The sequence below is a fragment of the Caulobacter sp. RHG1 genome (genome assembly GCF_013181195.1).
Lineage (GTDB): Bacteria > Pseudomonadota > Alphaproteobacteria > Caulobacterales > Caulobacteraceae > Caulobacter.
Window position 1 is genome coordinate 166,987 of sequence record NZ_SMZP01000006.1, and the last position, 26,069, is coordinate 193,055.

Consider the following 26,069-nt stretch of genomic DNA (forward strand, 5'->3'; position numbering starts at 1 on the left):
GAGTAGCCCATGGATCCCGCGGTCATCGACCTGTCGCGATTGCAGTTCGCGCTCACGGCTCTGTATCACTTCCTGTTCGTGCCCCTGACGATCGGGCTGTCGTTCCTGCTGGTCATCATGGAGAGCATCTATGTGATGACCAAGCGCCCGATCTGGCGCACGGTCACGCGGTTCTGGGGCGTGCTGTTCGGCATCAACTTCGCCCTCGGCGTGGCCACCGGTATCACCATGGAATTCCAGTTCGGCATGAACTGGTCCTACTATTCGCACTATGTCGGCGACATCTTCGGCGCCCCGCTGGCGATCGAAGGGCTGATGGCCTTCTTCCTGGAGGCCACCTTCGTCGGGCTGATGTTCTTCGGCTGGGACAAGCTGTCCCGCGTCGGCCACCTGGGCGTGACCTTCCTGGTCGCCATCGGCACCAACTTCTCGGCGCTGTGGATCCTGGTCGCCAATGGCTGGATGCAGAACCCGATGGGCGCGGCCTTCAACCCCGACACCATGCGCATGGAGGTGACCAGCTTCCGCGACGTGCTGTTCAACCCCGTGGCCCAGGCCAAGTTCGTGCACACGGTCAGCGCCGGCTATGTCATCGCCTCGGTGTTCGTGCTGGGGATCTCGGCCTGGTACCTCCTGAAGGGCAAGCACATCGGCGTCGCCAAGCGGTCGATGACCGTGGCCGCCGCCTTCGGCCTGGCCTCGTCGCTGTCGGTCGTCGTGCTGGGCGACGAGAGCGGCTACGCCCTCACCGACAACCAGAAAATGAAGCTCGCGGCCCTGGAGGCCATGTGGGAGACCGAGCCCGCCCCGGCCGGCCTGACCGCCTTCGGCATCCCCAGCCTGGCCGACCGCAAGACCCATCACGAGGTCAAGATCCCCTATGTGCTGGGCCTGATCGCCACCCGCAGCATCGACAAGCCCGTGGAGGGCATCTTCCAGCTGGTCGCCAAGGCCGAGGATCGCATCGAGAGCGGCATCGTGGCCTATGGCGCGGTCGAGCATCTGAAGGCCAATCCCAATGACCTGGCCGTGCGGGCGATCTTCGAGACGCACCGCCGCGACCTGGGCTACGGCCTGCTGCTCAAGCGCTACGTCAAGGATCCGCGTCAGGCGACGCCCGAGCTGATCAAGAAGGCCGCCTGGGACACCGTGCCCAACGTGCCGGTGATGTTCTGGGCGTTCCGGATCATGGCGGGCATCGGCCTGCTGATGATCGCCCTGTTCGCCACCGCCTTCGTGCTGGTCACGCTGCGCAAGCATGACACCAAGTGGTTCCTGATCTTGGCCGTCGCCGCCTTGCCGCTGCCGTGGATCTCGACCGAACTGGGCTGGGTGCTGGCCGAGGTCGGGCGTCAGCCCTGGGCGGTCGAGGGCGTGCTGCCGACCTTCCTGGGGGCCTCCAGCCTTTCCGTTCCGCAGCTGCTGACCAGCATCGCGGTGTTCACCCTGCTGTACGGCGCGCTGGCCGTGGTCGAGGTCGGCCTGATCCTGCGCGCCATCAAGAAAGGCCCGTTCGCTCAGCACGACCCCGTCCCGGACGGCGAGCCGTCCGAGCCCGAAACGGCCGCGGCCTAGAGGAGATCACAGTCATGGAACTCCCAATCGACTACGCCACCCTTCGCGTCCTGTGGTGGGCGCTGGTGGGCATCCTGCTGATCGGCTTTGCCCTGACCGACGGTTTCGACATGGGCGTGGGGGCGCTGCTGCCCTTCGTCGCCAAGACCGACGCCGAGCGGCGGATGGTGATCAACACCGTCGGCCCGACCTGGGAAGGCAACCAGGTGTGGTTCATCCTGGGCGGCGGGGCGATCTTCGCGGCCTGGCCGTTCGTCTACGCCGTCAGCTTCTCGGGCTTTTATCTGGCGATGTTCGTGGTGCTGGCCGCGATGATCCTGCGGCCGGTCAGCTTCAAGTATCGGTCCAAGCGGCCCACCCCGCGCTGGCGTTCGTTCTGGGACTGGGGCCTGTTCGTCGGCGGCTTCGTGCCGGTGCTGTGCTTCGGCGTGGCCCTGGGCAATGTGCTGCAAGGCGCGCCCTTCCGCCTGGATGGCGACCTGCGGGCCTTCTACGACGGCTCGTTCATCGGCCTCTTCTCGCCGTTCGCCCTGCTGTGCGGCCTGCTGTCGGTGTCGATGCTGGTGCTGCACGGCGCGGGCTGGATCGTGGTCAAGGCCGAGGAGGGCCCGGTCACCGAGCGCGCCCGCCGCTTCGGCGAGATCGCCGGCCTGGCCAGCATCGTGCTGTTCGCGGCCGGCGGCTTCTGGGTGGCGTTCGGGGGGCTGGGCTTCCGGATCGAAGGGCTGGCCGACGCGGCCGGGCCGTCGAACCCGCTGCGCGGCGCCTCGGCCGTGCGCGCGCCTGGCGCCTGGCTGGACAACTACGGCCGTCACGGCTGGATGATGATCGCCCCGATCCTGGGCTTCGCGGGCGCGGCCCTGGCGCTGGCCGGCCTACAGTTCCGCAAGGACTGGATGGCCTTCGCCGGCTCGTCGGCCTCGACGGTGGGCATCGTCGCCACCGTGGGCCTGTCGATGTTCCCGTTCATCCTGCCCAGCAGCGTCGACCCGCGCTCCAGCCTGACGGTCTGGAACTCGTCGTCGACCCACCTGACCCTGTTCGTGATGCTGCTGGTGACGGCGTTCTTCCTGCCGCTGATCCTGCTCTACACCAGCTGGGTCTACAAAGTTCTCTGGGGGCGCAGCACGACCGGCGCCCTGACCACCAACCCCGACCTGTACTGAGGAGCGAGAGCGATGTGGTACTTCACCTGGATCCTGGGCCTGGGCCTGGCCGTCGCCTTCGGCGTGCTGAACGGCGTCTGGTACGAGTTCAACCTGTCGGACGACGGCGACGAAGGGCTGTCGGAGCCGTAGGCGGGGCCGTCCTCGCCCTTCGACAGGCTCAGGGTGAGGACTACTTTTCACGGCGGTTCACTAGAAACCTCACCCTGAGCTTGTCGAAGGGCGAGGTTTCGGCCCCCGCGACAAACGAGCGCGTTCACCCCGGCGCAGCCTTAACGGTGTTTAAAGGCAGTTAGCGTCTTCTGGCCCCGTATCGACCCGGGGATTCCAATGACCGACAACACCGCGCCCGCGCTGGAGCTGATCTCGTTCTGCATCGGCGAGCAGGAGTTCTGCATCGACGTCAAGACGGTGCGCGAAATCCGCGGCTGGACCCCGGCCACGCCGATCCCCCACGCTCCGACCTACATGCGCGGGGTCATCAACCTGCGCGGCGCGATCATGCCGGTCATCGACCTGCGCAACCGCCTGGGCCTGGGCTTCACCATTCCCGAGACCCGCCACGTGATCGTGGTCGTCGAGTGCCAGGACCGCCTGGCCGGCATTCTCGTGGACGCCGTGTCGGAAACCTTCACCGTGTCGCGCGACAGCCTGCAGCCGGCCCCGGACGTCGGTGTGGAAGAGCTGCGCTACATCCAGGCGATCATCTCGATGGAAAACCGCCTGATCACCTATCTGCGCATGGACGACGTGTTCCCGGCGCACGTGAAGGAAGCCGCCTAAGCGCTTCGGGTCTTCCCCGACCTAGAAAAAAGGCCGCCGAGGTTGCCCTCGGCGGCCTTGTCTCTGTCCGTCGTTCGGCGGATCAGCCCTTGCGGACGATCCGGGCCGCGGCGGCGTGGAAGCCGGCGTCGGCTTCGGCCAGGGCGGCCACGGCGGCATGGCGATCGCTGGCGACGCTCATATTGCTCTTGGCGTAGCTCTCCGAGACCTTGCGGGCTTCCTGGCCGCGCAGGGCGGCGTTGGAGGCTGCCGTTTCGTGCCACTGGGCCAGGCTGTCGGGGGTGACGTCGGCGTCGGCGTCCGGATGCGGGGCGACCTCGCCGAAGCCGATGGCCACGAAGCCGTGGATCACGCCGCCATAGTCTTCTTCCGACAGCAGGAAGGTGATCTGCCGTTCCTCGGCCTGGCCAGTATAGGTGTCGGTGGCGGGATCGAACTCGGACAGCACGAGGATGTCGCCGACCTTGAAGTCGCGGTCGTTGCGGCGGATCTCGAAGCGCTTCTGCCCCGAGCGAACGGCGGCGAAGTACTTGGGCCAGGTCTTGAGTTCGTGGCGGTTCATGGCGGCTTCAATCTGGAAAAGGAGAGGCGGGGGTTCTGGCGGCGGAACCCTAGCGGATGGTTAATATCGTAAAATTGTCCCCAGCAACCCCGTCATCCCGCGCTTTAGGTGCGGGATGACGGGGTAAGTTGGGCGGCCATGGCCTACTGGTCCGAGCAGACCCGGATGATCTCGGCCCGCAGTTCCGGCATGCCCAGGCCCTTTTCGGACGAGGTGGCCAGCACGCGGGGGAAGGCGGCGGGGCGCTTGGCGATGGCCTTGATCGTCTCGGCCACGACCTTGTCGACCTCGTGCGGCTTGATCTTGTCGGACTTGGTCAGGACGATCTGGTAGCTGACCGCCGCCACGTCCAGGGCGTCCAGCGCCTCCAGGTCGACCTTCTTCAGACCATGGCGGGCGTCGATCAGCACATAGACGCGCTTGAGGTTGGCGCGGCCGCGCAGGTATGCGCGGCCCAGGTCCTGGAACTTGTCGGCGATCGAGCGCGAGACGCGGGCGAAGCCGTAGCCGGGCAGGTCGACCAGGCGGATCTGTTCGGCCAGCAGGAAGAAGTTGATCTCCCGCGTCCGGCCCGGCTCGTTCGAGGCGCGGGCCAGGTACTTCTGGCCGACCAGGCCATTGATCAGGCTGGACTTGCCCACGTTCGAGCGGCCGGCGAAGGCCACCTCGGGCAGGTCCGGGGCGGGCATGGTGTCCATGCGCACCGCCCCCATCATGAACGAGACGGGCTGGGCGAAGAACACCCGCCCCGTCTCCAGCTCCTCTTCCGAGAAGATGGCCTCGTCGGTCTCGGCGTCTTGCGGGATGATCGGTTCGTCGCTCATCAGGTCGCCGCGCTGGCAGGCTTGCCCTTGAGGCGAGCGATGATCTTGTCGATCGGGTTCTCGACCTTGTAGCGGCGCATGATGATGTACTGCTGGATGATGGTCAGGACGTTCGACCAGCACCAGTAGATCACCAGACCCACCGCGAACTGCGACAGGGTGAAGGTGAAGATGATCGGGAACAGCTGGAAGATGCGCTGCTGGATCGGGTCGCCGGCGGGCGGGTTCATGGCCGTGGTCAGCCACATGGTGAAGCCGTACAGCAGCGGCCAGACGCCGATGTGCAGCGGACCGCCCAGGAACGAGCCGATCAGCGGGGCCGTCGCCGGATCCCAGGGGATCAGGCCGAACAGGTTGAACATCGTCGACGGGTCGCGGGCCGAGAGGTCCTGGATCCAGCCGAAGAACGGCGCGTGGCGCATTTCGATGGTGACGGTCAGCACCTTGTACAGCGAGTAGAAGACCGGGATCTGCACCAGCATCGGAAGGCAACCCATCATCGGGTTGATCTTTTCCTTTTGGTACAGCTGCATCATCTCCTGCTGCTGCTTGGCCGGATCGTCCTTGTGCTTGGCCTTCAGCTTCTCGACTTCCGGCTGGATCTTCTTGATCTTGGCCATGCTCTCATAGCTCTTGTCCGCCATCGGATAAAGGATGAGCTTGAGCAGGACGGTCAGCGCCATGATGGCCAGGCCGAAGTTGCCCACCATCTTGTAGAAGATCTCCAGGATATTGAAGATCGGACGGGTGAACATGGAGAACATGCCCCAGTCCACGGCCCAGTCGAAGCGCGGGATCTCGGCCTTGCGGCTGTCCCAGAACTGCCACCAGGCCGGAGCCTGGCCGTTGTATTCGTACTTGCGCAGCAGCGGCACGGTCTTGGCGCCGGCGAACAGGCGGGTCTTCTGGACCAGGGTCGCGCCCGGGTTCAGGGCTTGGGTCGGGCCGACGAAGTTGACGTCGTAGATGTCGGTGCCGCCGGCTTGCGTCACGCGATACTGCGCCTTGATAGTCTCGTCCTGGCTCGGGATCAGGGCGGCCAGCCAGTACTTGTCGGTGATGCCGGCCCAGCCACCGACCGAGTCGAAGCTGGTGAGCGGCTTGTCCTTCTTCCACTTCTGGTACTTGGCCAGTTCCAGCTTCTGGTCCTTGCCCGAGCCCAGCACGCCGATGGCGCCTTCGTGGACGATCTGGTTCTTGCCCAGGGTGTCGTGGATGCCCTGGCGCTGCACGGCCGCGTAGGGAGCTAGCTGCAGGCCCTGCGTGCCGTTGTTCTTGACGCTGTCGGTGACCGTGAACATCGCCTGGTCGTCGATGGCGATGACGCGGGTGAAGGTCAGGCCCAGGCCGTTCTCATAGGTGAGCGTGACGGGCGAATTGGGACGCAGCACCTGGCCCGGCGCGGCGGTCCAGACGGTGCGGCTGTCGGGCAGGCCCGGCAGGTTGGCGCCGGCCCAGCCGAAATCGGCGAACCAGGCGTGCTCTGCGCCTTCCGGACGGAAGAGCTCGACCGGCGGCGAGTTCTTGTCGGTGGTCTCGGCGTACTTGCGCAGCAGCAGGTCGTCGATGCGGCCGCCCTTCAGGGCGATCGAGCCCGACAGGGTCGGGGTGTCGACGACGACGCGCGGGCTCTGGGCCTTGGCCGCGTCGCGCGACAGGCGCAGCGGGGCGGGGTTACCGTTGGCGTCCAGGGTCACGCCGGGCGTGGCTTTCGCCTGCGCTTGGGCGGCCTGTTTGGCGCGGGCTTCGGCCTCGGCCTTCTTCTGCTGCGGACCCAGGATGAAGAACTGGTACCCGATCAGGATCACGAACGCGCTGACGATGAACATCAGCGTGTTTTTGTTGTCGTTCTGCATGGAGCGCTTAACCGGAAACTGTTTGATCGGGGTGAGTAGAAGAGGTGGCGTTCGTAGAAGCGCCCCCAGAAGATGAGGAAGGTGATGGTCGCGGAACCTTGGGTCCTCCGCGATCATGCTCGGCGGCGAGGCTTATCAGCGCGGTTTTGACGTCGTCAAGCAAACGCCCCCATTCACGGGCGGTGGTTCCGCCGCGCGCGATGAACACATAGTCGTGCGAAGGGCGCGCATGAAGGGGCAAGACGAGGCGGGCGGCCTCGCGCAGCCGACGTTTGGCGCGGTTGCGATCGACGGCCCCGCCGATCTTCTTGGTGGCGGTGAAGCCGACCCGGACGGTGGGATCTTCGTCGGGGCGCTTGCGCATCTGGATGAAGACGGCGCCACGCGACAGGGCCGGGGCCTTGGCCGCCAGCAGGAAGTCGGGTCGCTTGCGGAGGCGCTCGAACTTCAGGTCGGGCTTGAGATCAGACATGAAAAAAGCCGCCTTTCCGGCGAGAACCTGAAGACAGGTCTGTGGAAAAGGCGGCTTTATTCATGGTCTCGCCTCCCGAGGGAGGAAAAGCAGAATGAACGCTTTTAGGCGGTCAGACGCTTGCGGCCCTTGGCGCGGCGACGCGCGACGATCTTTTGACCGTTCTTGGTGGCCATACGCGCGCGGTAGCCGTGACGGCGAGCACGCACGAGCTTCGACGGCTGGAAGGTGCGCTTCACGACGTGGCTCCGAAATGCAAAACGTTGGACGCGAAACCGATAGGCCCCGCGAGTGAGGGGCGGTGGATAAAAGAACGAGGCGGGGATGTCAACCTGAGTCGGTTCAGGGACTTAACATCCTTGCCCCCTCCGCGCTTCGCGCGCCTCCCCCAGAGGGGGAAGACGGCTACCATCCGCCCGCTTTTGGGGGCGGACGACCTGCGTGGCAGGTCAGGTGGGGGCGTTTTACGGAACGATCACCGCCTTGCCCACCACCTTGCGCCCCGCCAGCAGCTCGAACGCCTCGCGCCACTGGTCCAGCGGCAGTTGCGCATGGACGTGCGGCTTGATCACCCCCTCGTCGGCCATTCGCCACACCGCCTCGCCGTTCTCGCGGCCCTTGTCGGGAAACTGCCGGCCATATTCCCCCGCCCGCACGCCCATGACCGAGAAGCCCTTGATCAGCGGCATGTTGACCGAGACCGTCGGGATGCGCCCCGAGGTGAAGCCGATGACGAGCAGCCGGCCGTCGAAGGCGATGCAGCGGGTGCTCTCGTCGAAGACGTCGCCGCCGACCGGGTCGTAGATTACGTCAGCCCCGCGACCGCCGGTGATCGCCTTCACCTGCTCGCGGAAGCCGCCGGTGACGTTGACCACGGCGTCGGGGGCGTAGAGCGCCTGGATCTGCGCCAGCTTGTCGTCGGAAGCCGAGGCGGCGATCACCCGCGCCCCCAGGGCCTTGGCCAAGTCGACCGCCGCCAGGCCCACCCCACCGGCCGCGCCGTGGACCAGCACCCACTCGCCGGGCTCCAGCCGCGCACGGCGGACCAGGGCGACATAGGCGGTGAGGTACGCCGCGCCGTAGGCGGCGGCTTCGGGATGCGACAACCGCGTGGGCTTGGGCTTCAGGCCGGCCGCGTCCAGCACCGCATATTCGGCGAACCCGCCCAGCCGCGCCCCGCCGACCACGGCGTCGCCGACGCTGAAGTCCGTGACGCCCGCGCCCAGCGCCGCGACCTCGCCGGAGAGGTCCAGGCCCGGCGTGAAGGGCAGGGGCGGCTTGAACTGGTACTCGCCCCGCGTCATCAGCAGATCGGGGAAGTTGACGCTGGCGGCCCGCACGCGGACCAGCACCTGGCCTGGACCAGGCGCCGGCGTGGCGACCTCGCGCACCGCGCAGCCGGCGAAGTCGGGCGCCAGATCCTCGACGACCAGGGCCCGCATCAGGCCGCCCGCTTGTCGAACATCTCCCGCACCAGCCCCGCGATCTCGCGGCACGCGCCGTCCGCCGCCGGGATCGCACCGGTGAACGCCGTGAAGCCGTGGGCCAGACTGTCGTAGCAGCGATAGGCCACCGGCACGCCGGCCGCCTGCAGGCGCTGGGCGTAGGCCTGGCCTTGATCGACCAGCGGGTCGAAGCCGGCGGTGGCGACGACGGCTGGCGCTAGGCTGGCGAGGCTCTCGGTCTTGTCTGGCGACAGGCGCGGATCGGCTGGATTGGCGTCCGCGCCCATATAGTGACCCATGAACCAGTCCATGGTCGCCTTGGTCAGCGGATAGGCGTCGGCATAGGTCGTCATGGACGGCGTCTCGCTGGCCACGTCGACGGCGGGATAGATCAAGAGTTGCAGGGCCGGCTGCGGCTCGCCGGTGCGCTGCATCTCCTGGGCGATGATGGCCGCGAAGTTGCCGCCCATGCTGTCGCCGCCGATGGCCGGCGGAGCGGCCGCCGCGCCGAAGCGGCCGGTGTTGTCGCGCGCCCAGCGATAGGCGGCCAGCACGTCCTCCAGCCCGGCCGGGAACTTGTGGTCGGGGGCCAGGCGGTAGTCGACCGAGATCACCGCCGTGCGGGCGATGCGGGCCAGGATCGAGCAGAAGGCGTGGCAGGTCTCCAGGTCCCCGATCACCCCGCCGCCCATGTGGGCGTAGACGATCAGCGGCGCATCGCTGTCCTGGCTTTCGGGGCGATAGGCGCGGCAGGGGACGGGACCGTTGGGGCCTTCGATCGACAGGCTCTCGGTGCGCACGCCCGGCTCCAGCGGCCCCTGGACGGCGGCCAGGCCCTTGGCGCTGCCGGCCACGGCCTCGGCCGGCGACACGCTGCTCATCGGCGGCATCTTCTTGGCCGCGTGGGCGAAGAACTGGAAGCGCGGGTCCAGGGTGCGGCCGCCGCGATAGACGACCCCGCCGCCGGACAGGGCCCGCAGCACGGGGCTGGGCAGCGACAGGATCAGCTTCAGAATGGTCTTCTGGGCGGCGTCCGAGGCCATGTTTCTTCCCTGTCGTTGTTCTTATGGTTTCGGCTGCTACAGCCGCGGAAGGGCGGAGACCCCGCCCAGGATCAGCTTGGCGGCGAAGTCGGCCGCGCCTTCGGTGTCGACGGGCCGGCGGTCCAGCATCTTGTCGCCGATCTCGCGGGCCACCGCGATGCAGGCCGAGGTCAGGTAATCCAGATCGACCTTGGGCGCGTGGTCCATCTCCAGCACCTTCGCAAAGCCCTCGCGGACCTCGTCGAACACGGCCGCCATCTCGGGCGTGGCGCGGGCGTGGGGGATCTGCTCGCCGGCCGGCCGGTTGATGCGCCAGCTCTCCTGCTCGGTGGCCACGAAGTTGAAATAGGCCAGGATCGCCCCGCGCAGAAAGCTCTCGAAGTCGGTGGCCTTGTCGGACTGTTCGCGCAGCAGGGGCCGGAAGCGCCGAGCGCCATCGTCGGCCAAGGCGTCGAACACCTCCTCCTTGGACTTGTAGTAATTGTAGAAGGTGCCCGAGGCCAAACCCGTGCGGCGGATGATGTCGCGCACCGTGGCCACATCGTAGCCCAGCTCGCCGAACACCTCGCGCGCCGCGTCCAGGATCGCCTGACGGTTGGCGGTCTTGGTCCGCTCCCGCTTGCCCGGCCGCTGGTCGACATGGGGCTTGGGGAAATAGGCGATGTTCGACATGGACGGCGACTCGAAGACGGGGCCTTCATGACGCCCCGTCACGATCACAGCCTTACTCTGCGGCAAGAGGCAAGACCTTCGCGGCGCGGGCGGGAATTGGCAGGGGATTACCGGCTGACTTCGCGCGTTTGACGCCCTTCTTCAGCTCCTTGCGCAGGTCGAAAGCGTACTCCCCGCAGTTGATCTGGATCGTGTGCCGGGCCGAGGCGACATAGTGCGATTTCACCGCCTGGTGCATCTCATCGCGCTCGCGGGCCATGGTCGCCGCATCGGGTAGGGCGTAGCGGCCGGTCAGATAGGCGGCGATCAGTTTCGATTGCTCCTCGGCTATCGGCATCATGGCGCACAGCGGCTGGACCAGGGCGACCATGAACAGGTTGTCGAAGCGTGGGTCGACCATCCGCTTCCACAGGGCGATGTCGTTGTCGGGCGCGTCGATCGTCAGCTTGTCGAAGAACGGGAAGGTGATCTTGTAGCCGGTGCACCAGATCACCGCGTCGGCCTCGACCGACGTGCCGTCCTTGAAGAACACCTGCCTGCCGTCGAAGCGCTCGATGTCGGGCTTGATGGTCACGTCGCCCGAGCCGATGCGGTTGTAGAGCTCGTGGCTGATGGCCGGGTGCGACGCCCCGAAGTCGTGGTCGGGCTTTGGCAGGCCGTGGTCTTGCGGCCGGCCGTGCACGGCGGCGATCTTGTTCTCTAGGATCCGAGCCGACCACTTGCCCGGCAGGATCCGCGACAGCAGCGGCGGGTCCTGGCTGGGATGGTTGTTGAAGAAGTCCAGAACCGCATTGCCGAAATAGCGCGGCACCACCCAATAGCCCCGACGCACCGACAGATAGACGTCGTCGGCGTTCTCCTTGCGGCCTAGCTCGCAGGCCAGATCCAGGGCGGAATTGCCGAAGCCGACGATGACGATCTTCTTGCCGCGCAGGTCTTCAGGGCTCGCTGGGTCGATATAATAGTGGCTGTGCATCTCCAGCCCGTCGAACTGGCCGGGCGGTTTGGGATCGGGCCAGCGCGGATCCCAGTGGTGGCCGTTGGCGACACACAGCACGTCGTAGAGTCGTTTCTCGCCGGTCTCCAGCGTGATCTCCCAAATCCCGTCGTCGCGGCGCTTGGCCCAGGTCACCGCGCACTGGAAGGTGATGCGGTCGCGGAAGCCGAAATGGTCGACATAACTGTCGAAGTACGTCGCGATCTGGCTGTGGTGCGGATAGTCCGGATAGTCGGCCGGCATCGGAAAGTCCGAATAGGCCATCTTGTCCCGGCTGGTGTTGATGTGCAGCGAGCGATAGGCGCTGCTCATGCCGTTGCGGTTCTGGAACACCCAGTTGCCGCCGATCCGGTCCGAGGCCTCGAAGCAGTCGAACGGAATGCCCACCGCGTGCAGCTGCTTGCAGGTCGCGATCCCCGACGAGCCCGCGCCGATGATGCAGACGCGGGGCAGGGCGAACGCGGCGGAGCCGTCAGCCATCGAGCTTCCTCCCGTCGCCCGGTTGAGATGGGCGACTTATCGTTGTTCAGGAAGGATGCGCTCGTGGCCGGGCAGGTCAATGTTTACGCGAGGGGAAGTCAGCCCTTGATCGGCTGCTCGATCTCGTAGACCGCCTCCAGCACCGCCTCGAACTTGGTGCGGAACAGCTCCTGAGCGTCCTGGAGGCCCTGGTTGTAGTAGTGCGGGCCCAGGGTCTCGCTGATGAAGTCGAGCAGGAACTCGGCGTCGAAGCCCTTCACCTCGAGGTCCAGCTCGGTCCGCAGGTAGTCTGACAGCGCGCCGGACAGCTTGGTGCGGGTGGGCTTGTCGAAGGTGATCTTGGGCATGGGGAACTCCGAATCCTTGCCCATACTAGCCCCCTCCGCGCCTACGGCGCTCCTCCCCCGGAGGGGGAAGACGACGATGCGTCTGCCCCCGCCCGGGGGCGGACGACCTCGCGCAGCGAGGTCAGGTGGGGGCCAGCTGCGGTTCGGGTTGTAACGCCGCCCGCGCCGTCACCGGCAGCTTGCCGCCCTGGCTCCGCGCCCGCGCCTCGCCCTTGACGATCTCCTTCTTCAGGTCGGCGCAGTAGACGTTGAAGTCGACCTGGATGGTATGACGCGCGGAGTCATAGAACTGCCCGGTGTGGCGCTCTTCGTCCTTCTCCATGATGCGCACCATCTCGGCCTCCGCCGGCGGCGCATACGCCCCGGCCAGATAGGCCGCCGCCAGCTTGGCTTGCTGCTCGGCGAAGTTCACCAGGGTCGGCAGCGGCTGGGCCAGGCCCATGAAGAACAGGTTCGGCACCCCCGGCTTCATCATCCGCTTGAACAGTGGGAAGCGGTGGTCGGCGTCCGGCTTCAGCTCGGCTTCGTCGAAGAAGGGAAAGGTGATCTTGTAGCCCGTAGCGAAGACGATGGCGTCGACGGTTTCCACGCTGTCGTCGGCGAATCGGACGCAGCTGCCCTCCAGCGCCTTGATGGCCGGCTTGAACTTGATGTCGCCGCAACCCGCCCGCGTCAGGAACTCGCCCGAGACCGACGGATGGGCCTCCAGCGGCTCGTGGTCGGGTTTGGGCAGGCCGTAGTCCTCCATATTGCCGATGGTCTTCTTGATGACCTTGCGGGCCAGGGACAGGCCCAGCTTGCGCGGCATCCAGGACGGCATGGCGCTTTTGTCGGCCGGCTTGCCATTCATGTATTTGGGGAACACCCAGACCCCGCGACGGGCCGAGACCCACAGGTTCTTGGCGATCGGCCGCTGGGACAGCTCGCTGGCGATGTCCATGGCCGAATTGCCCATGCCGACCACCACGACATTCTTGCCCCGCATGTCGACCGGCTCGAACGGGTCGCAATAGGCGTGGGCGTGGAAGGCCGGGCCGTCGAACTCGCCAGGATACTCCGGCACGCGCGGGTCCCAGTGGTGGCCGTTACAGACGAACAGCACGTCGTAGAGCCGTGTTTCGCCTGTGGAGAGCGTCACCGCCCACAGGCCGTCCTCGGTGCGCTGGGCGCGCTCGACCCGGGTGTTGAAGGTGATGGTCGGCCTCAGACCGAAATGGTCGACATAGTCCTTGAAGTACTGGTGCAGTTGGGCGTGGTGCGGGAAGTCGGGCCAGCCGGCCGGCACGGGATAATCCTCGAACGCCAGCCGCCACTTCGACGTGTCGATGTGCAGGCTCTCGTAGCAGGCCGACAGGCCGTTGGGGTTCTTGTAGTACCAGTTGCCGCCGATCTCGTCGGACATCTCGAAGCAGTCGTAGGGGACGCCGTAGTCCTTCAGCCGCTTGATGGTCGTGAAGCCGCTGCAGCCGGCGCCGATGACGCATGCCTTGGGAAGAGCCTGGGCCGCCATTCCACCCTCCTGACTTATCGTTGTTCAGGTGAGCGTATCAGCGTTATGCGAGGGGGCAAGCGGACCTTGCGGAAGCCTCAGCGCCCGCCGAAACGCGGAGCGACATAGGACGCCGCGCAGCTGGAGTTGCACTGTGCCCAGCGGCTGGAGCAGCCGTCGTCGTCGCTGGCGGCGTTGCAGAAATAGAGCGTGCGCGAACAGATCGCGCGACACTGGGCGGCGTCGCCGTACGGCCGCCCCGCAGCCAGAGGAATGGGCGTCGGCAGCACGAAGTTCGGCGCATCCAGCGGGCTCTGCATCGGCGCGAGCGCCGACGCGGCCGGTTTCGGCTGCGGCTTGGGCGGCGTGGGCTGGGCCGCCAGCGACGGACCGGCGCAGGCGATGACCAGCAGGGCGAGAAGTGCGCGGCGCATGGTTCTCAAGCTAGCGGATCGTGGTGAAGGGGCGGTTAACCCTGTTCACCCCCTCAGCATCTCCCGCCCCGCCCAGACGCTGTGCGTGCCGCTGCTGAGCTTGTGGGGCAGGGCGATGCGGCAGACGATCTCGAAGCGCTTAGCGTCGATGATCGCGCACTCCGAGGTTCCGCGGTTCTCGTCGATCAGGAAACTGATCAGGTAGCCGTCATCTTCGTCGACCGCCCCGACCTTGGGCGCAAACGGGGCTTCGCTGGCGTAGTGGCCCTCAGGTAGATCGATCGACCAGCTCTCGCCGGTTTCCAGGTCGTGTTTTACGAAGCCGTTGAACAGGAACCAGCCCGGCTTGGACGTCGTGGAATAGGCGTAGCGATAGGGTTTGCCGGCGTATTGCTGGTTGAACATGCCGAACTCCAGGTTCCGCTCGTCCAGGTGCTTTTCCGTCGTCTCGCCGGTGGCAAGGTTGAAGCGCCAGCGGTGCAGCTTGGGCTGGAAGCTGTGCTCGTCCAGATAGGCCATCAGGTGGCCGTGGCCATCGGGGGCGTCGGCCAGCGGGCGTGGGATCGGGTTTTCCTGGAAGTAGCCGTCCAGCACGACCTCGTCGCCGTCCTCGTAAGCGTTCAGCCAGTGCAGCACATAGGTCGGCGCGGCCTCGAACCAGCGCGGCTCGCCGCCCTGGCGCGGGACCAGGGCGAAGCGGCTGGGCACGCCCTTGTGCAGGCGCACCGCATGAACCCCCTTGGCCATCAGCTCCTGGTCCCAGAACACCGGCAGGTCGTTGAGGATGGCGTATTTCGACGAGAAGGCCATGTCGTGCGGCAGGCGCGGCCCCGGCAGCGGCACGCCCTGATAGACGGTGCGCTTGCCGGCCGCGTCGACCACGCCGTAGTGCATGTGCGGCCAGGCCTTGGAATAGTTGAAGAACATCAGCTCGCCCGTGGCCTCGTCGACCTTGGGGTGGGCCGAGACGCCCTCCAGCGGCGCCCAGGCCGCGACGCCCAGGTTCTCCAGGGTCAGCGGATCCAGGCGATAGGCCTCGCCGCATTGGTAGAAGGTGGCGATGGCCTCGCCATTGTGGACGACGATGTCGGTGCTGGCGGTGTCCTTCAGGCTCCCGTGGGCCCCGAAGCCGGGACGCTTGGAGACGCCGGGACCGTCCATCAGACCGCCCCACAGGCCCTCGCCGGCTTCCTGCTCCGCCTCGAAGCACCGGGTGCGGATGAAGCGGTTGCGATAGGTCGCTTCGCCGGCCTTGAACTCGATCTGGCAGACCATGCCGTCGCCGTCGAACGGGTGGTAGCGGCCGACCGGGTCGTGGACCGGGTTCTCGGTGTTGCGCAGATAGACGCCGTCCAGGTCGGCGGGTATGGCGCCCTCAAGCACCTCCAGCTCCCAGGCGTTGACCTCCTCGTGCAGCGGCGTCCAGGGGCCGGTCATGTACGGGTGGTTGGTCGGCGACAGCGAGGTGCGCACCTTGGGCAGGCGTTCGATTTTCATGGGCGGCTCCTCCTCGTTGGAGCGACCCTAGATCCAGTCAGTCTTGTTGTGCAAGTTTCCCCTGGCGTCCGCCCAACAGGATCGGCAGGCAGCACAGGCCTAGGAGCGCGCCCAGCACCCAGACCAGGCCGGGGAACGACGCGCGGCTGGAGAAGTAGATCTGGGCGATCGCCACGGGCGCGACGACGGTGGCCAGGCCTTGCAGGCTGGCGACCACGCCCTGCAACTTGCCCTGCTGGTCCTCGCCGACCTGGCGCGAGATCAGCGCCTGCAAGGCCGGGTGACCGATGCCGCCCAGGCAGAACACCGGCAGCAGCGCGAACGCCATCCAACCCTTCGTAGCCAGGGCCAGCGCGACATAGGCGAAGGCGTCGCTGACGATGCCGATGGCCAGGGCCTTACGCTCGCCCAGCCGCTCGGCGACCGGGCCGGCCACGAAGGCCTGGGCGATGGCGTGGAACAGGCCAAAGCCCGCCAGCGACAGGCCGATCGTCCAGCCGTCCCAGCCGAATTTGTCCTCGCCGTACAGCACCCACACCGTGCCGCCGACCTCGCCGACGCAGACGATCAGCACGAAGGCGATCATCAGCGGCGCCAGCACCGGGAAGGCGCTGGCCCAGCGCAGGGCGGCGAAGGGGTTGAAGGCCGAGCGGTCGATGGGCGCGCCCCGATTTTTGTGCGACTCCGGAAGCAGCACCAGCGCCATCAGCAGGTTCAGGCCGTTCAGGCCCGCCGCCGCCAGGAACGGCGCGCGCACCCACACCTCGCCCAGCAGGCCGCCGATCACCGGGCCGGCGATGAAGCCCAGGCCGAACACGGCGCTGAACAGGCCATAGCGCCGGGCGCGCCGGTCCTCGGGCGTGATGTCGGCGATATAGGCTTGGGCCACGGCCATGCTGGCGCCGGTCACCCCGGCGATGGCGCGGCCGACGAACAGCCAGGCCAGGGTCGGGGCCAGGGCCATGAACAGATAGTCGATCGCCGCGCCGGCCAGCGACGCCAGCAGCACCGGCCGGCGGCCCACCTTGTCGCTGATCGCGCCCAGCACCGGCGCGCACAGGAACTGCATCAGGGCGTACAGCGCCAGGAACGCCCCGAACCGCCAGCCCAGTTCGCCGGTATGCCCCACCTCGCGCAGCAGGCGCGAAATGATCGGGATCACCAGGCCGATGCCGACGGCGTCCAGGGCCACGGTGGCCAGGATCAGCGGGAAAGCGAACTTGGAGCGGTCGCGCATGGAATTTATCAATGATAAAGTTATTTATCGGCGATAAAGATTGTCCTTGCCGCCGGGTCAAGTCGTTTCCTATAGGGCGATCATGAAGGTCGATCGCGCGCGCATCATCGCCACAGCGCTGGACGTGCTGAACGAGGTCGGGGTCGACGCCCTGTCGACGCGGGCGATCGCCCAGCGCCTGGGCGTGCGTCAGCCGGCGCTCTATTGGCACTTCGCCAATCGTCGCGCGCTGCTGGACGCTCTGAACCTGGAGATCCTGGCGCGCGGGCACACCCGTTCGCAGCCGATCGCGGGCGAGCCGTGGCAGACCTTCCTCCGCGAGAACGGCCGCAGTTTCCGGCGCGCTCTGCTGGCCTATCGCGACGGCGCGCGTGTCCATGCCGGCACCGAAGCCGACCCGCAGGACCTGGAAGACGTCGAGGCCCAGATCGCCTACCTGGTCGCAGCCGGCTTTCCGGTGGGCCGCGCCATGGAGGTGCTGGTGGCGATCAGCCGCTACGTCGTCGGATGCGTCCTGGAGGAGCAAGCCGAACCGCTGGACGGCGAGGCCGAGACCGAGGTTCTGGACGATGCCGTCCAGGCCTACCCGCTGCTGGCCCAGGCCCTGGCAAGCTATCGCCAGAGCGGCTACGGGACCATGTTCGAGCGAGGCCTGGACCTGATCGTCAGCGGGGCAGAGGTGTCGCTGGCGACTGCGGGCTGACCCGCCACACCACGTTGCCGACGTCATCGGCCACCAGCAGCGCGCCGGACTTGTCGACGTTGACGCCGACGGGGCGGCCCTGGGCCTTGCCATCCTTGTCGAGGAAGCCGGTCAGGAAGTCCTGCGGCTGGCCTGCGGGCTTGCCGCCCGCGAACGGCACGAAGATCACCTTGTAGCCGACCTGCGGCTTGCGGTTCCAAGAGCCGTGCTGGCCCACGAAAATCCCGCCGTTATAGGCGGCCGGGAAGCTCGCGCCCGTGTAGAAGGTCAGGCCCAGCGAGGCGGTGTGGGCGCCCAGGGCGTAGTCGGGAACGATGGCGCGCTCGACCAGGTCGGGGCGCTTGTCGGCGTCCTTGATCCGCTTGTCGACGGTCTTGCCGAAATAGCTGTAGGGCCAGCCGTAGAAGCCGCCCTCGCGCACCGAGGTCATGTAGTCGGGCACCAGGTCGTTGCCCAGTTCGTCACGCTCGTTGACGGCGGTCCACAGCTCGCCATTGGCGGGGTTCCAGCCCATGCCGTTGGGATTGCGCAGGCCGCCGGCGAACAGGCGCTTGGCGCCCGTGGCCAGGTCGACCTCAAGGATCGCGGCCCGGTCGACCTCGTTGTCCATGCCGTTCTCGCCGACATTGCTGTTCGACCCGACCGTGGCATAGAGCTTGGTCCCGTCCGGGCTGGCGATGATGTTCTTGGTCCAGTGGTGATTGATCGGCCCGCCCGGCAGGTCGGCGACCTTGCGCGGCGCGGCGGTGATCTGGGTCGCGCCCTCCTGATACGGGAAGGCGACGATGGCGTCGGCGTTGGCGACGTAGAGCGTGTCGCCGACCAGGGCCATGCCGAACGGCGACATCAGGTTGGTCAGGAACGGCGTCTTCATTTCCGCCACCCCGTCGCCGTCGGCGTCGCGCAGCAGGCTGATGCGGTTGGCGCTCTTCACCTCGGCGCCGGCCTTGCTCATCAGCATCTTCTGGAAGAACCCGCGGATGCTGGGCTTTTCTTCCTTCTTGGGCGGCTTGTTGCTCTCGGCCACCAGGACATCGCCGTTGGGCAGCACCAGCATCCAGCGCGGGTGATCCAGGCCGCTGGCGAACGGCTGGACCTTGAAGCCTGCCGGGGCCTTGGGCGTCACGCCCGCCGGCCAGCCGACCACTTCCGATACGCTGACCGTCGGGATCAGGGTCTTGGTCGGAGCGGGCAGTTCGGGATTGGCGCCATAACCGATCTTCGAGGTTTCCAGCGGGGCCTGGCTACAGGCCCCAAGCGCGGCGACCGCGCCGCCGATGATCAAGATTTCGCGAAATCGGCGGGTCATGGGCGCTACTTTCTTCAGGCTGCGTTCAACCAGGATCAGCTTAGATGCAGTCAGGAGATTGATACGGTTCAACCATGGCGAAGTTCCCGTCCACACCCTTTGACCGCAGAAACGTTCTGGCCGGCCTTCTGGTCCTGGCCGCGCCCGGCGTCGTGTCCGCCGCTCAGCGCCGGACCCCGCGTCCGCCGCCCCCACCGCCACCGGTGGTGACGGTTCTGGGCGACTCGATCACGGCCGGCCTTGGCCTGTCGTCCGAACTCTCGATGCCCGCCCGCCTGCAGGCGGCGCTGGACCGCATGGGCACGACCTCGCGCGTGCGGGGCTTTGGCGTGCTGGGCGACACCACGGCCAACGGCCTGGCCCGCGTTGACCGCGTGCCGGCCGAGACGACCGTCTGCGTCGTCGCCCTGGGGGGCAACGACCTGCTGCTCGGGACCGACCCGTCGCGGAGCAAGGCCAACCTGCGGGCCATCATCTCGCACCTGAAGGCGCGAGGCATCCGCGTGGTCCTGGCCGGGGTGAAGGCCCCGGGCCTGCTGGGCGTCGACTATGCCCGCCGCTTCACCCAGATCTATCCGGACCTGGCCCGCGAGCAGGACGTCTTCTACGCGCCCGACTTCTTCACCGGCGTGATCGGCGTCTCGCGCTACATGCAGCGGGATGGGATCCATCCCAACGCTGAAGGGGCGAGGATCATCGCCGAGCGCCTGGCGCCGGTGGTGGCGCGGGCGTTGAAGGCTTAGGCCTCATCCGCCTTCCCGGCGAAAGCCGGGGCCCAGGTTCATCCTGATCGTCAAACGTGAAAGCGCCCTCCGCAGAGACCTGACGGAGGGCGCTCGTGGGTTCGATCTGGGCCCCGGCTTTCGCCGGGGAGACGGATCAGGAGGTCTTCGTCCCCGCCGCGTGATGGCGGCCGCCGAACACGCGGTGCAGCAGGCGCTCGGTGCGGGTCTTCAGGCCGTCCATCAGCACGAAGACCACTGGGATGTAGAGCAGCGACAGCAGGGTCGAGGTGATCAGGCCGCCGATGACCGCGATGGCCATCGGGGCGCGGAACTCGACCTCGGCGCCCAGGCCGATGGCGGTGGGCAGCATGCCCGCGCCCATGGCCACGGTGGTCATCAGGATCGGCCGGGCCCGCTTGTGGGCGGCGTCGATGATCGCCGTGCGCTTGTCCATGCCGTGTTCCTGCATGGCCATGATCGCGTACTCGACCAGCAGGATCGAGTTCTTGGCCGCGATCCCCATCAGCATCAGGATGCCGATCAGGGTCGAGATCGAGAAGCTGGACTTGGCCAGCACCAGCAGGCCGAAGGCGCCGCCGATGGCCAGGGGCAGGGCGACCATGATCGTCACCGGGTGGGCGAAGCTGCGGAACAGCAGCACCAGCACGACGTACATCAGCAGGATGCCGGTGACCAAGGCTCCGACGAAGCCGGTGACCATCTCGGCGATGAACTCGGCGTCGCCGGCCGCCACTTCCTTGACGCCGGTCGGCAGGTTCTTGACCGAGGCCAGGGCGTGGACGCGGCGGGCCGCTTCGCCGACGACGATGCCGTCCAGCTCGGCGGTGATGGTGGCCACGCGCGAGCGGTCCTGGCGGCTGATCTGCGAGGGGCCAGCGCCGAAGCGCACGTCGGCCACCGCGTTCAGCGGCACGGCGCCCTGGGCCGTCGGCACGCGCAGGGTCTGCAGCACGGCGATGTCCTCGCGTGCGTCATCGTTCAGGCGCAGGCGGATCGGCACCTGGCGGTCGCCCAGATTGTACTTGGGCAGGTTCTGGTCGACGTCGCCGATCGTGGCCACGCGCACGGCCTGGCTGATCGCCCCGGCCGAGACGCCGGCGCGGGCGGCCTGGTCGGCCTTGGGCGTCACCACGATCTCGGGTCGGGCGATCGCGGCGGTGTTGACCACGTGGGCCAGGCCCGGGACGTTGCGCATCTCGGCCTCGACCTTGCGGGCCGTGGCTTCCAGCTGCGGGCCGTTGTCGCCGACCAGGCTCAGCGTGTAGCTGCCGCCGTTCGACGGGCCGCCGCCGTTGTTGCTGCCCGCGCCGATCCGTGCGCCGGGGATCTCGGCGAACTGGTCGACCATCTGGCGGCTGAACTGCTGCTGGCTGATCCGCTTGCTCTTGTCGGTCAGGTCGGCGGTGACCGAGCCCTTGTTGACGGCGTTGTTGCTGCCGACCGAGGCATAGACCCCGACGACTTCCGAGCGGGCCATCAGTTGCTTGGTCACGCGCTGCACGATGGCGTCGGTCTCGTCCAGCGTGGCGCCGGGCGGCAGCTCGACCGAGAACTGCGAGCGGCCGCGGTCGGCCTGGGGCTGGAACTCGAACGGCAGGCGGGTGGCCAGGAAGATCGAGATCAGGAACAGCGGAATGCCCATCAGCAGGACCTTCCAGCGGTTGGACAGACCCCACTCCAGGCTCTTGAGATACGGACCCATCCACGGCGGGTCCTTGTCCTCGTGCTTGTGGTCGGCCTTGAGCATGTAGGCGCCCATCAGCGGCGTCAGCAGGCGGGCGACCACCAGCGAGAACAGCACCGAGACGCAGGCCGCCAGGGCGAAGGCCTTGAAGAACTGGCCGATGATGCCGGGCATGAAGCCCACCGGCGCGAACACCGCCACGATGGTGAAGGTGGTGGCGACGACGGCCAGGCCGATTTCGTCGGCGGCTTCCATGGCCGAGGCGTAGGCGCTTTTGCCGCCGCGCATGTGGCGGACGATGTTCTCGATCTCGACGATGGCGTCGTCGACGAGGATGCCGACGGTCAGCGACAGGGCCAGCAGGGTGATGGCGTTTAGCGACTGGCCCATCGGCGCCAGGACGGCGAAGGTCGGCAGCAGCGACAGCGGAATGGCCACGGCCGCCAGCAGGGTGGCGCGCCAGTCGCGCAGGAACAGCAGCACCACCAGCACGGCCAGGATGGCGCCGACGATCAGCGCCTCCATCGAGGCCAGATAGCTCTCTTCGATATATTTGACGTTCGAGGTGATCTCTTCGATCTCGACCTCGGGATGCTCCTCGTCGAGCTTCTTGACGACCTCGCGGATCTTTTGGGCGGTCTGGACTTCCGAGGCGCCGCGCGAGCGGATCATCGAGAAGGTCACGACTTCCTGGCCGTCGAAGCGGGCGCGCGAGCGGGGCTCGGCCCAGTGGTCGGTGACCGCGCCCAGGTCGGCCAGACGCACGGCCCCGCCCGAGGGCAGGGGCACGCGGGTCTCGCGCAGCTGTTCGACCGAGCCCGCTGCGCCCAGGGTGCGGATGGCCCGTTCGGCGCCCGAGATGGTCACGCGGCCGCCGGGCAGGTCGGCGTTGGCCGAGACCAGGGCCTGACTGACGGCGGCGGCGGTGACGCCTTGGGCGGCCAGGCGGTCGGGATCGAGAGCGACCTCGATCTCGCGATTGACGCCGCCGCGGCGATTGACCTCGCCCACCCCGCGCAGGGCCAGCAGGGCGCGGCTGACGTCATTGTCGACGAACCAGCTGCGCTGCTCGGGCGTCAGGGTCGGCGCCTTGACGACATAGGTGATCAAATCATCGCCGGAGATGTCGATCCGATTGACGATCGGCTCCTGCATGTCCTGCGGCAGGGCCCCGCGCAGGTTGGACATGGCGTTGCGCACGTCGTTGGTGACGCGCTCGTGGTCGACGCCCAGCTCGAACTCGATGACCGTGGTCGAGGCGCCGTCGACGACGGTGGAGTTGATGTGGCGCACCTGGCCCAGGCCCGCGATCGAGTCCTCGATCAGGCGCGTGACCTGGGTCTCAAGCTCGCTGGGCGCGGCGCCGGGGCGCACGGCCGTGACTACGACCAGCGGCAGGTCGACGTCGGGATTGTTGTTGATCCGCATGCTGCGGAAGCCGGCGACCCCGGCGATCGTCAGCAGCAGGAACAGCAGGATGACGGGGATCGGGTTCTTGATCGACCAGGACGAGATGTTGCGCATCGGTCCGGCCTCAGCGCTTGGGCGTCGATTGGGGAGCAGGGGTCGGCGAGAGGCCGATGCGCACCAGGTCGCCTTCGCCCAGGAAGCCGGCGCCGTCGACCACCACCTTCTCACCCGCGCTCAGGCCCGTGGCGGCCACGCGGTCGCCGGTGTTGGTCAGCACGGTGATGCGACGGAAGTGGACCTTCTTGGCCGCGTCGACCACGAACACGCCGGGACGGTTCTCGCGATAGAGAACCGAAGCGCTGGGCACGACTAGCGCCGGCTGGTCGCCGGCGTCGATGACGGCGCGGGCGAACATCCCCGGGCGGAAGCCGCCCATCGACGACAACGCCACGCGGGCGACGCCCAGGCGGGTGGTGGTGTTCACCTCCGAGGTGACGATGCGCACGCGGCCCGTCGTCTCGCCCACCTTGTCGGAATAGATGCGGGCCGGCATGCCGGCCTTGACCGAGGCCAGGTCCGTCTCGGGCAGGTCGGCGTCCAGCTCCAGGCGGCTGTCGCGGACGATGCGGAACAGCTCGCTGCCGGCGCTGACGATCTGGCCCTTGGTGACGCTGCGACGGCTGATCAAGCCGCCGACCGGGGCGCGGATCGACGTCTGGGCCAGGCGGGCGGCGGTCTCGGCGCGAGCGGCTTGCGCGGCGGCGAGGTTGGCGGTCGCCGTGCCCTGGCGGGCGGTGGCGGTGTCCAGCGAGGCTTGGGACAGGTAGCCGCGGGCCTTCAGCTCCTGGGCGCGGCCCAGGGCGGCCTGGGCTTCGGCCAGGGTGGCGCGGGAGCTGGCGACGCTGGCGTCCTGCTGGCGCAGCTGGGCGGCGATCAGGCTGTCGTTCAGCTTGACCAGCACCTGGCCGGCCTGGACGGTCTGGCCTTCCTCGGCATTGACCGAGAGCGCGGTCAGGCCGCCGGTCTCGGCTCCGACCGGGACCTCTTCCCAGGGGGAGATGGTGCCGGTGGCGTTGATCTGGCGCGGGATCGGCTGGCTGGAGACCGTGGCGACGCTGACCGTCTGAGCCGCGGCGGGGCCGGTCGGCTTCTTGGTCTTCTTGTCGTCCTTGCCGCCGCAGCCGGCCAGAGCGATCGCGCTCACGCCCAGGACCAAAGCCAGCGCGCGCAACGTCGGGCGGCGCCCATCGATCCGGTAAAGCACGATCATCCCCAGAGACTGCTGATATCCGAAGGCCTTCTAGCCGACAAAGCCGTAGTCGCTGAGTTAATTTGCCGTAAGACGATAAGGGGCGGTCACAAGCTGGGGGGGGCGACCTCCTGCGCGGCCTGGGCGCGGACAAAGGCGGGACGTTTGCGAAGCCGCTCCCAATAGGCCGCGACGGCGGGCGGGAACTCCTCCGACAGATCCAGGGCCTGGGCCAGCAGCAGGGCGTAGGCCACCGAGATGTCTGCCCCGGTGAAGCGTCCGGCGGCGACGAACGGCGCGGCCTGCAAGGTCGTCTCCAGTCCCTGCAACCGGGCCAGGAACCAGCGAGCGTAGTCGGCGGCGACCTGCGGGTTGCGGCGCTCCTCCGGTTCCAGTCGGCCGTATCGCAGCACCAGGGTCTGCGGGAAGGTCAGCGTCGCCTCGCCATAGTGCAGGCCGTTCAGATAGGCGCCGTAGCCGGGCTCGTCGGGCCGCACCGACAGCGCGCCGCCGCCGTGGCGCATCGACAGATATTCGATCATCGCCGCGGACTCGGTCATCCGCGTGTCGCGGTCGACCAGCAACGGCACGGTGCCCAGCGGGTTCTCCTCCAGAAACTCCCGCGCCCGGAAGCGCGGCGGGAACGGCAGGAGCTTGAGCTCATAGGGCAGGGCCAGCTCCTCCAGCGCCCAGAGCGGGCGGAAGGAGCGGGCGTCGCGGCAGTGGAAGAGGGTGATCATCTTAACCCGATCTTCCCGGCGAAAGCCGGGACCCAGATTCATCCTGAGCGTCTGGAGAGTTCGCGCCAACGGCCTTTGACACGGGGGGAGGTTCGTGGGTTCGATCTGGGCCCCGGTTTTCACCGGGGAGACGGAGAGCTTTAAAGCCGTTCCACGATCGTCACGTTGGCCAGGCCGCCGCCCTCGCACATGGTCTGCAGGCCGTAGCGGGCGCCGCGGTCCTTTAGGGCGTGGACGAGAGTGGTCATCAGCTTGGCGCCCGAGCCGCCCAGCGGGTGGCCCAGGGCGATGGCGCCGCCGTGGACGTTCAGCCTGTCGGGGTCGCCGCCGGTCACCTGCATCCAGGCAGTCGGCACCGAGGCGAAGGCTTCGTTGACCTCATAGAGATCGATGTCGCCGATCTTCAGGCCCGAGCGCTCGAGCGCCTTCTGGGTGGCGGGGATCGGAGCTTCCAGCATGATCACCGGGTCGTGGCCGATGACGGTCATGTGGTGGATCCGAGCCAGGGGCTCGACGCCCAAAGCCTTCAAGCCCCGCTCGTTGACGATCATCACGCCGGCCGCGCCGTCGCAGATCTGGCTGGAGGTGGCGGCGGTCAGGCGGCCGTCCTCGGTCAGCAGCTTCACCGAGCCGATGGACTCGGCGCTGGCGTCCCAGCGGATGCCTTCGTCGGCGTCGTGGAGGGCGGTCGAGCCGTCGGGCAGGGTGATCTCGATCGGCACGATCTCGGCGGCGAACTTGCCGGCCTTGGTCGCCGCGGCGGCCCGCCGGTGGCTGGACAATGCGTAGGCGTCCAGCGCCTCGCGGGTCAGGCCATACTTCTTGGCGATCATCTCGGCGCCGGCGAACTGGCTGAACTGGATGTCGGGATAACGCGCCTCCATCCGCGGGCTCTTGTAGGTCCCGAAGCCGTTCTTGTAGGGCAGGGCCGACGACAGCCCCATCGGCACCCGGCTCATACTCTCGACGCCCGCGGCGATGACCACGTCCATGGCCCCCGACATCACGGTGGCGGCGGCGAAGTGGATGGCCTGCTGCGACGAGCCGCACTGACGGTCGACCGATGTGGCCGGCACGCTCTCGGGCAGGCTGGAGGCCAGCACCGCATTGCGGGCGATGTTGATGGCCTGCTCGCCGACCTGGCCGACGCAGCCCATGATCACGTCCTCGATCAACGCCGGATCGGCGCCGCTGCGGGCGACCAGGGCGTCCAGCACCGTGCCGGCCAGGTCGGCGGGATGCCAGCTCGAGGCCCGTCCGCCCTTGCGTCCGCCGGCCGTCCGCGCGGCCGCCACGATATAGGCTTCGCCCATGATGTCCTCCCGAGGTCGTTGGTTGGGAGGAAGTGA

General features: G+C 67.6%; 24 protein-coding genes and 1 pseudogene. 6 read left to right on the plus strand and 19 right to left on the minus strand.

Features of this window, described 5'->3' with window-relative positions; translation table 11 throughout:
- Positions 1 to 9 precede the first annotated feature (9 nt).
- From E1H18_RS17280 to E1H18_RS17295, 4 genes are all read left to right on the plus strand, one after another.
- Positions 10 to 1,575 (plus strand): cytochrome ubiquinol oxidase subunit I, encoded by a 1,566-nt coding sequence (locus E1H18_RS17280; protein WP_172270734.1) that lies wholly within the window; start codon positions 10 to 12, stop codon positions 1,573 to 1,575.
- Between the two features lie 14 nt (positions 1,576 to 1,589).
- Positions 1,590 to 2,741 carry a cytochrome d ubiquinol oxidase subunit II gene (gene cydB / locus E1H18_RS17285; RefSeq protein ID WP_172270736.1) on the plus strand — a complete coding sequence of 384 codons (1,152 nt, stop codon included), beginning with the start codon at positions 1,590 to 1,592 and terminating at the stop codon, positions 2,739 to 2,741.
- Positions 2,742 to 2,753: 12 nt separating this feature from the next.
- The gene (gene cydX / locus E1H18_RS17290) at positions 2,754 to 2,873 is read left to right on the plus strand and encodes a cytochrome bd-I oxidase subunit CydX (RefSeq protein ID WP_035043223.1); all 120 of its coding nucleotides are present in this window, start codon (positions 2,754 to 2,756) and stop codon (positions 2,871 to 2,873) included.
- Between the two features lie 198 nt (positions 2,874 to 3,071).
- Positions 3,072 to 3,524, plus strand: coding sequence for a chemotaxis protein CheW (locus tag E1H18_RS17295; protein ID WP_172270738.1), 453 nt, complete (start codon positions 3,072 to 3,074; stop codon positions 3,522 to 3,524).
- A gap of 82 nt (positions 3,525 to 3,606) precedes the next feature.
- Here the strand turns inward: E1H18_RS17295 and E1H18_RS17300 are convergent, their stop codons facing one another.
- The 14 genes and pseudogenes from E1H18_RS17300 to tet all read right to left on the minus strand — a co-directional run bounded on the left by E1H18_RS17300 (position 3,607) and on the right by tet (position 16,879).
- Positions 3,607 to 4,086 (minus strand): ASCH/PUA domain-containing protein, encoded by a 480-nt coding sequence (locus tag E1H18_RS17300; protein WP_172270740.1) that lies wholly within the window; start codon positions 4,084 to 4,086, stop codon positions 3,607 to 3,609.
- Between the two features lie 143 nt (positions 4,087 to 4,229).
- Entirely contained in the window at positions 4,230 to 4,910 is a 681-nt protein-coding gene (gene yihA / locus E1H18_RS17305; RefSeq protein WP_172270742.1) for a ribosome biogenesis GTP-binding protein YihA/YsxC, read from the minus strand.
- Positions 4,910 to 6,766, minus strand: coding sequence for a membrane protein insertase YidC (gene yidC, locus E1H18_RS17310; protein ID WP_172270744.1), 1,857 nt, complete (start codon positions 6,764 to 6,766; stop codon positions 4,910 to 4,912). The genes yihA and yidC overlap by 1 nt, the downstream gene beginning before the upstream one ends.
- Before the next feature lie 7 nt (positions 6,767 to 6,773).
- Positions 6,774 to 7,238: a ribonuclease P protein component gene (gene rnpA / locus E1H18_RS17315; protein ID WP_172270746.1), complete on the minus strand. Its 465-nt coding sequence runs from the start codon at positions 7,236 to 7,238 to the stop codon at positions 6,774 to 6,776.
- A 104-nt stretch (positions 7,239 to 7,342) separates the two neighbouring features.
- Entirely contained in the window at positions 7,343 to 7,477 is a 135-nt protein-coding gene (gene rpmH, locus E1H18_RS17320) for a 50S ribosomal protein L34 (RefSeq protein WP_012284717.1), read from the minus strand.
- Positions 7,478 to 7,702: 225 nt separating this feature from the next.
- The gene (locus tag E1H18_RS17325) at positions 7,703 to 8,680 is read right to left on the minus strand and encodes an NADPH:quinone oxidoreductase family protein (RefSeq protein WP_172270748.1); all 978 of its coding nucleotides are present in this window, start codon (positions 8,678 to 8,680) and stop codon (positions 7,703 to 7,705) included.
- Positions 8,680 to 9,744: pseudogene (locus tag E1H18_RS17330) on the minus strand (alpha/beta hydrolase); the annotation flags it as partial. The gene E1H18_RS17325 and the pseudogene E1H18_RS17330, both read right to left, overlap by 1 nt.
- An 18-nt stretch (positions 9,745 to 9,762) precedes the next feature.
- Complete coding sequence (locus E1H18_RS17335; protein ID WP_172270752.1) at positions 9,763 to 10,398, minus strand: TetR/AcrR family transcriptional regulator; 636 nt, start codon at positions 10,396 to 10,398, stop codon at positions 9,763 to 9,765.
- A gap of 52 nt (positions 10,399 to 10,450) precedes the next feature.
- Positions 10,451 to 11,875 (minus strand): NAD(P)/FAD-dependent oxidoreductase, encoded by a 1,425-nt coding sequence (locus tag E1H18_RS17340; protein ID WP_172270754.1) that lies wholly within the window; start codon positions 11,873 to 11,875, stop codon positions 10,451 to 10,453.
- 98 nt (positions 11,876 to 11,973) lie between these two features.
- Positions 11,974 to 12,222, minus strand: coding sequence for a DUF2164 domain-containing protein (locus E1H18_RS17345; protein ID WP_172270756.1), 249 nt, complete (start codon positions 12,220 to 12,222; stop codon positions 11,974 to 11,976).
- 121 nt (positions 12,223 to 12,343) lie between these two features.
- Complete coding sequence (locus tag E1H18_RS17350) at positions 12,344 to 13,732, minus strand: NAD(P)/FAD-dependent oxidoreductase (protein ID WP_172270758.1); 1,389 nt, start codon at positions 13,730 to 13,732, stop codon at positions 12,344 to 12,346.
- Between the two features lie 77 nt (positions 13,733 to 13,809).
- Positions 13,810 to 14,145: a hypothetical protein gene (locus E1H18_RS17355; RefSeq protein WP_172270760.1), complete on the minus strand. Its 336-nt coding sequence runs from the start codon at positions 14,143 to 14,145 to the stop codon at positions 13,810 to 13,812.
- A 45-nt stretch (positions 14,146 to 14,190) separates the two neighbouring features.
- A complete protein-coding gene (locus E1H18_RS17360; protein WP_172270762.1) occupies positions 14,191 to 15,642 on the minus strand; it encodes a carotenoid oxygenase family protein in 1,452 nt (483 codons plus the stop codon).
- 37 nt (positions 15,643 to 15,679) lie between these two features.
- Positions 15,680 to 16,879 (minus strand): Tet(A)/Tet(B)/Tet(C) family tetracycline efflux MFS transporter, encoded by a 1,200-nt coding sequence (gene tet, locus E1H18_RS17365; protein ID WP_172270764.1) that lies wholly within the window; start codon positions 16,877 to 16,879, stop codon positions 15,680 to 15,682.
- Between the two features lie 82 nt (positions 16,880 to 16,961).
- On the opposite strand from tet, the gene tetR reads away from it, so the two are divergent.
- On the plus strand, positions 16,962 to 17,582 hold the full coding sequence (gene tetR / locus E1H18_RS17370; protein WP_172270766.1) for a tetracycline resistance transcriptional repressor TetR: 621 nt from the start codon (positions 16,962 to 16,964) through the stop codon (positions 17,580 to 17,582).
- On the opposite strand, the gene E1H18_RS17375 is transcribed toward tetR, so the two are convergent.
- Positions 17,545 to 18,891 (minus strand): sorbosone dehydrogenase family protein, encoded by a 1,347-nt coding sequence (locus E1H18_RS17375; protein WP_172270768.1) that lies wholly within the window; start codon positions 18,889 to 18,891, stop codon positions 17,545 to 17,547. The two genes, tetR and E1H18_RS17375, sit on opposite strands and share 38 nt — an antisense overlap.
- Positions 18,892 to 18,965: 74 nt before the next feature.
- Between E1H18_RS17375 and E1H18_RS17380 the strand changes: the two genes are divergently transcribed.
- Entirely contained in the window at positions 18,966 to 19,634 is a 669-nt protein-coding gene (locus E1H18_RS17380) for an arylesterase (protein ID WP_172270770.1), read from the plus strand.
- A gap of 136 nt (positions 19,635 to 19,770) precedes the next feature.
- Here E1H18_RS17380 and E1H18_RS17385 read toward each other — a convergent pair whose 3' ends face one another.
- The 4 genes from E1H18_RS17385 to E1H18_RS17400 all read right to left on the minus strand — a co-directional run bounded on the left by E1H18_RS17385 (position 19,771) and on the right by E1H18_RS17400 (position 26,033).
- A complete protein-coding gene (locus E1H18_RS17385; RefSeq protein ID WP_172270772.1) occupies positions 19,771 to 22,845 on the minus strand; it encodes an efflux RND transporter permease subunit in 3,075 nt (1,024 codons plus the stop codon).
- 10 nt (positions 22,846 to 22,855) lie between these two features.
- Entirely contained in the window at positions 22,856 to 23,935 is a 1,080-nt protein-coding gene (locus E1H18_RS17390; protein WP_370526541.1) for an efflux RND transporter periplasmic adaptor subunit, read from the minus strand.
- 152 nt (positions 23,936 to 24,087) lie between these two features.
- Positions 24,088 to 24,720 carry a glutathione S-transferase family protein gene (locus tag E1H18_RS17395; protein WP_194248057.1) on the minus strand — a complete coding sequence of 211 codons (633 nt, stop codon included), beginning with the start codon at positions 24,718 to 24,720 and terminating at the stop codon, positions 24,088 to 24,090.
- 140 nt (positions 24,721 to 24,860) lie between these two features.
- Positions 24,861 to 26,033, minus strand: a complete 1,173-nt coding sequence (locus tag E1H18_RS17400) for an acetyl-CoA C-acetyltransferase (RefSeq protein WP_172270778.1) — start codon at positions 26,031 to 26,033, stop codon at positions 24,861 to 24,863.
- Positions 26,034 to 26,069 lie beyond the last annotated feature (36 nt).

Excerpts from the sequence above, each read along its gene's own strand:
- E1H18_RS17335 (WP_172270752.1), bottom strand. The coding sequence starts at position 10,398 with ATGTCGAACATCGCCTATTTCCCCAAGCCCCATGTCGACCAGCGGCCG.
- cydX (WP_035043223.1), top strand. The coding sequence starts at position 2,754 with ATGTGGTACTTCACCTGGATCCTGGGCCTGGGCCTGGCCGTCGCCTTC.
- E1H18_RS17350 (WP_172270758.1), bottom strand. The coding sequence starts at position 13,732 with ATGGCGGCCCAGGCTCTTCCCAAGGCATGCGTCATCGGCGCCGGCTGC.
- cydB (WP_172270736.1), top strand. The coding sequence starts at position 1,590 with ATGGAACTCCCAATCGACTACGCCACCCTTCGCGTCCTGTGGTGGGCG.
- E1H18_RS17345 (WP_172270756.1), bottom strand. The coding sequence starts at position 12,222 with ATGCCCAAGATCACCTTCGACAAGCCCACCCGCACCAAGCTGTCCGGC.
- tet (WP_172270764.1), bottom strand. The coding sequence starts at position 16,879 with ATGCGCGACCGCTCCAAGTTCGCTTTCCCGCTGATCCTGGCCACCGTG.
- E1H18_RS17375 (WP_172270768.1), bottom strand. The coding sequence starts at position 18,891 with ATGACCCGCCGATTTCGCGAAATCTTGATCATCGGCGGCGCGGTCGCC.
- E1H18_RS17355 (WP_172270760.1), bottom strand. The coding sequence starts at position 14,145 with ATGCGCCGCGCACTTCTCGCCCTGCTGGTCATCGCCTGCGCCGGTCCG.
- yihA (WP_172270742.1), bottom strand. The coding sequence starts at position 4,910 with ATGAGCGACGAACCGATCATCCCGCAAGACGCCGAGACCGACGAGGCC.
- E1H18_RS17360 (WP_172270762.1), bottom strand. The coding sequence starts at position 15,642 with ATGAAAATCGAACGCCTGCCCAAGGTGCGCACCTCGCTGTCGCCGACC.
- E1H18_RS17300 (WP_172270740.1), bottom strand. The coding sequence starts at position 4,086 with ATGAACCGCCACGAACTCAAGACCTGGCCCAAGTACTTCGCCGCCGTT.
- E1H18_RS17385 (WP_172270772.1), bottom strand. The coding sequence starts at position 22,845 with ATGCGCAACATCTCGTCCTGGTCGATCAAGAACCCGATCCCCGTCATC.
- E1H18_RS17340 (WP_172270754.1), bottom strand. The coding sequence starts at position 11,875 with ATGGCTGACGGCTCCGCCGCGTTCGCCCTGCCCCGCGTCTGCATCATC.
- tetR (WP_172270766.1), top strand. The coding sequence starts at position 16,962 with ATGAAGGTCGATCGCGCGCGCATCATCGCCACAGCGCTGGACGTGCTG.
- E1H18_RS17395 (WP_194248057.1), bottom strand. The coding sequence starts at position 24,720 with ATGATCACCCTCTTCCACTGCCGCGACGCCCGCTCCTTCCGCCCGCTC.
- E1H18_RS17400 (WP_172270778.1), bottom strand. The coding sequence starts at position 26,033 with ATGGGCGAAGCCTATATCGTGGCGGCCGCGCGGACGGCCGGCGGACGC.
- E1H18_RS17380 (WP_172270770.1), top strand. The coding sequence starts at position 18,966 with ATGGCGAAGTTCCCGTCCACACCCTTTGACCGCAGAAACGTTCTGGCC.
- E1H18_RS17325 (WP_172270748.1), bottom strand. The coding sequence starts at position 8,680 with ATGCGGGCCCTGGTCGTCGAGGATCTGGCGCCCGACTTCGCCGGCTGC.
- E1H18_RS17280 (WP_172270734.1), top strand. The coding sequence starts at position 10 with ATGGATCCCGCGGTCATCGACCTGTCGCGATTGCAGTTCGCGCTCACG.
- yidC (WP_172270744.1), bottom strand. The coding sequence starts at position 6,766 with ATGCAGAACGACAACAAAAACACGCTGATGTTCATCGTCAGCGCGTTC.
- rnpA (WP_172270746.1), bottom strand. The coding sequence starts at position 7,238 with ATGTCTGATCTCAAGCCCGACCTGAAGTTCGAGCGCCTCCGCAAGCGA.
- E1H18_RS17295 (WP_172270738.1), top strand. The coding sequence starts at position 3,072 with ATGACCGACAACACCGCGCCCGCGCTGGAGCTGATCTCGTTCTGCATC.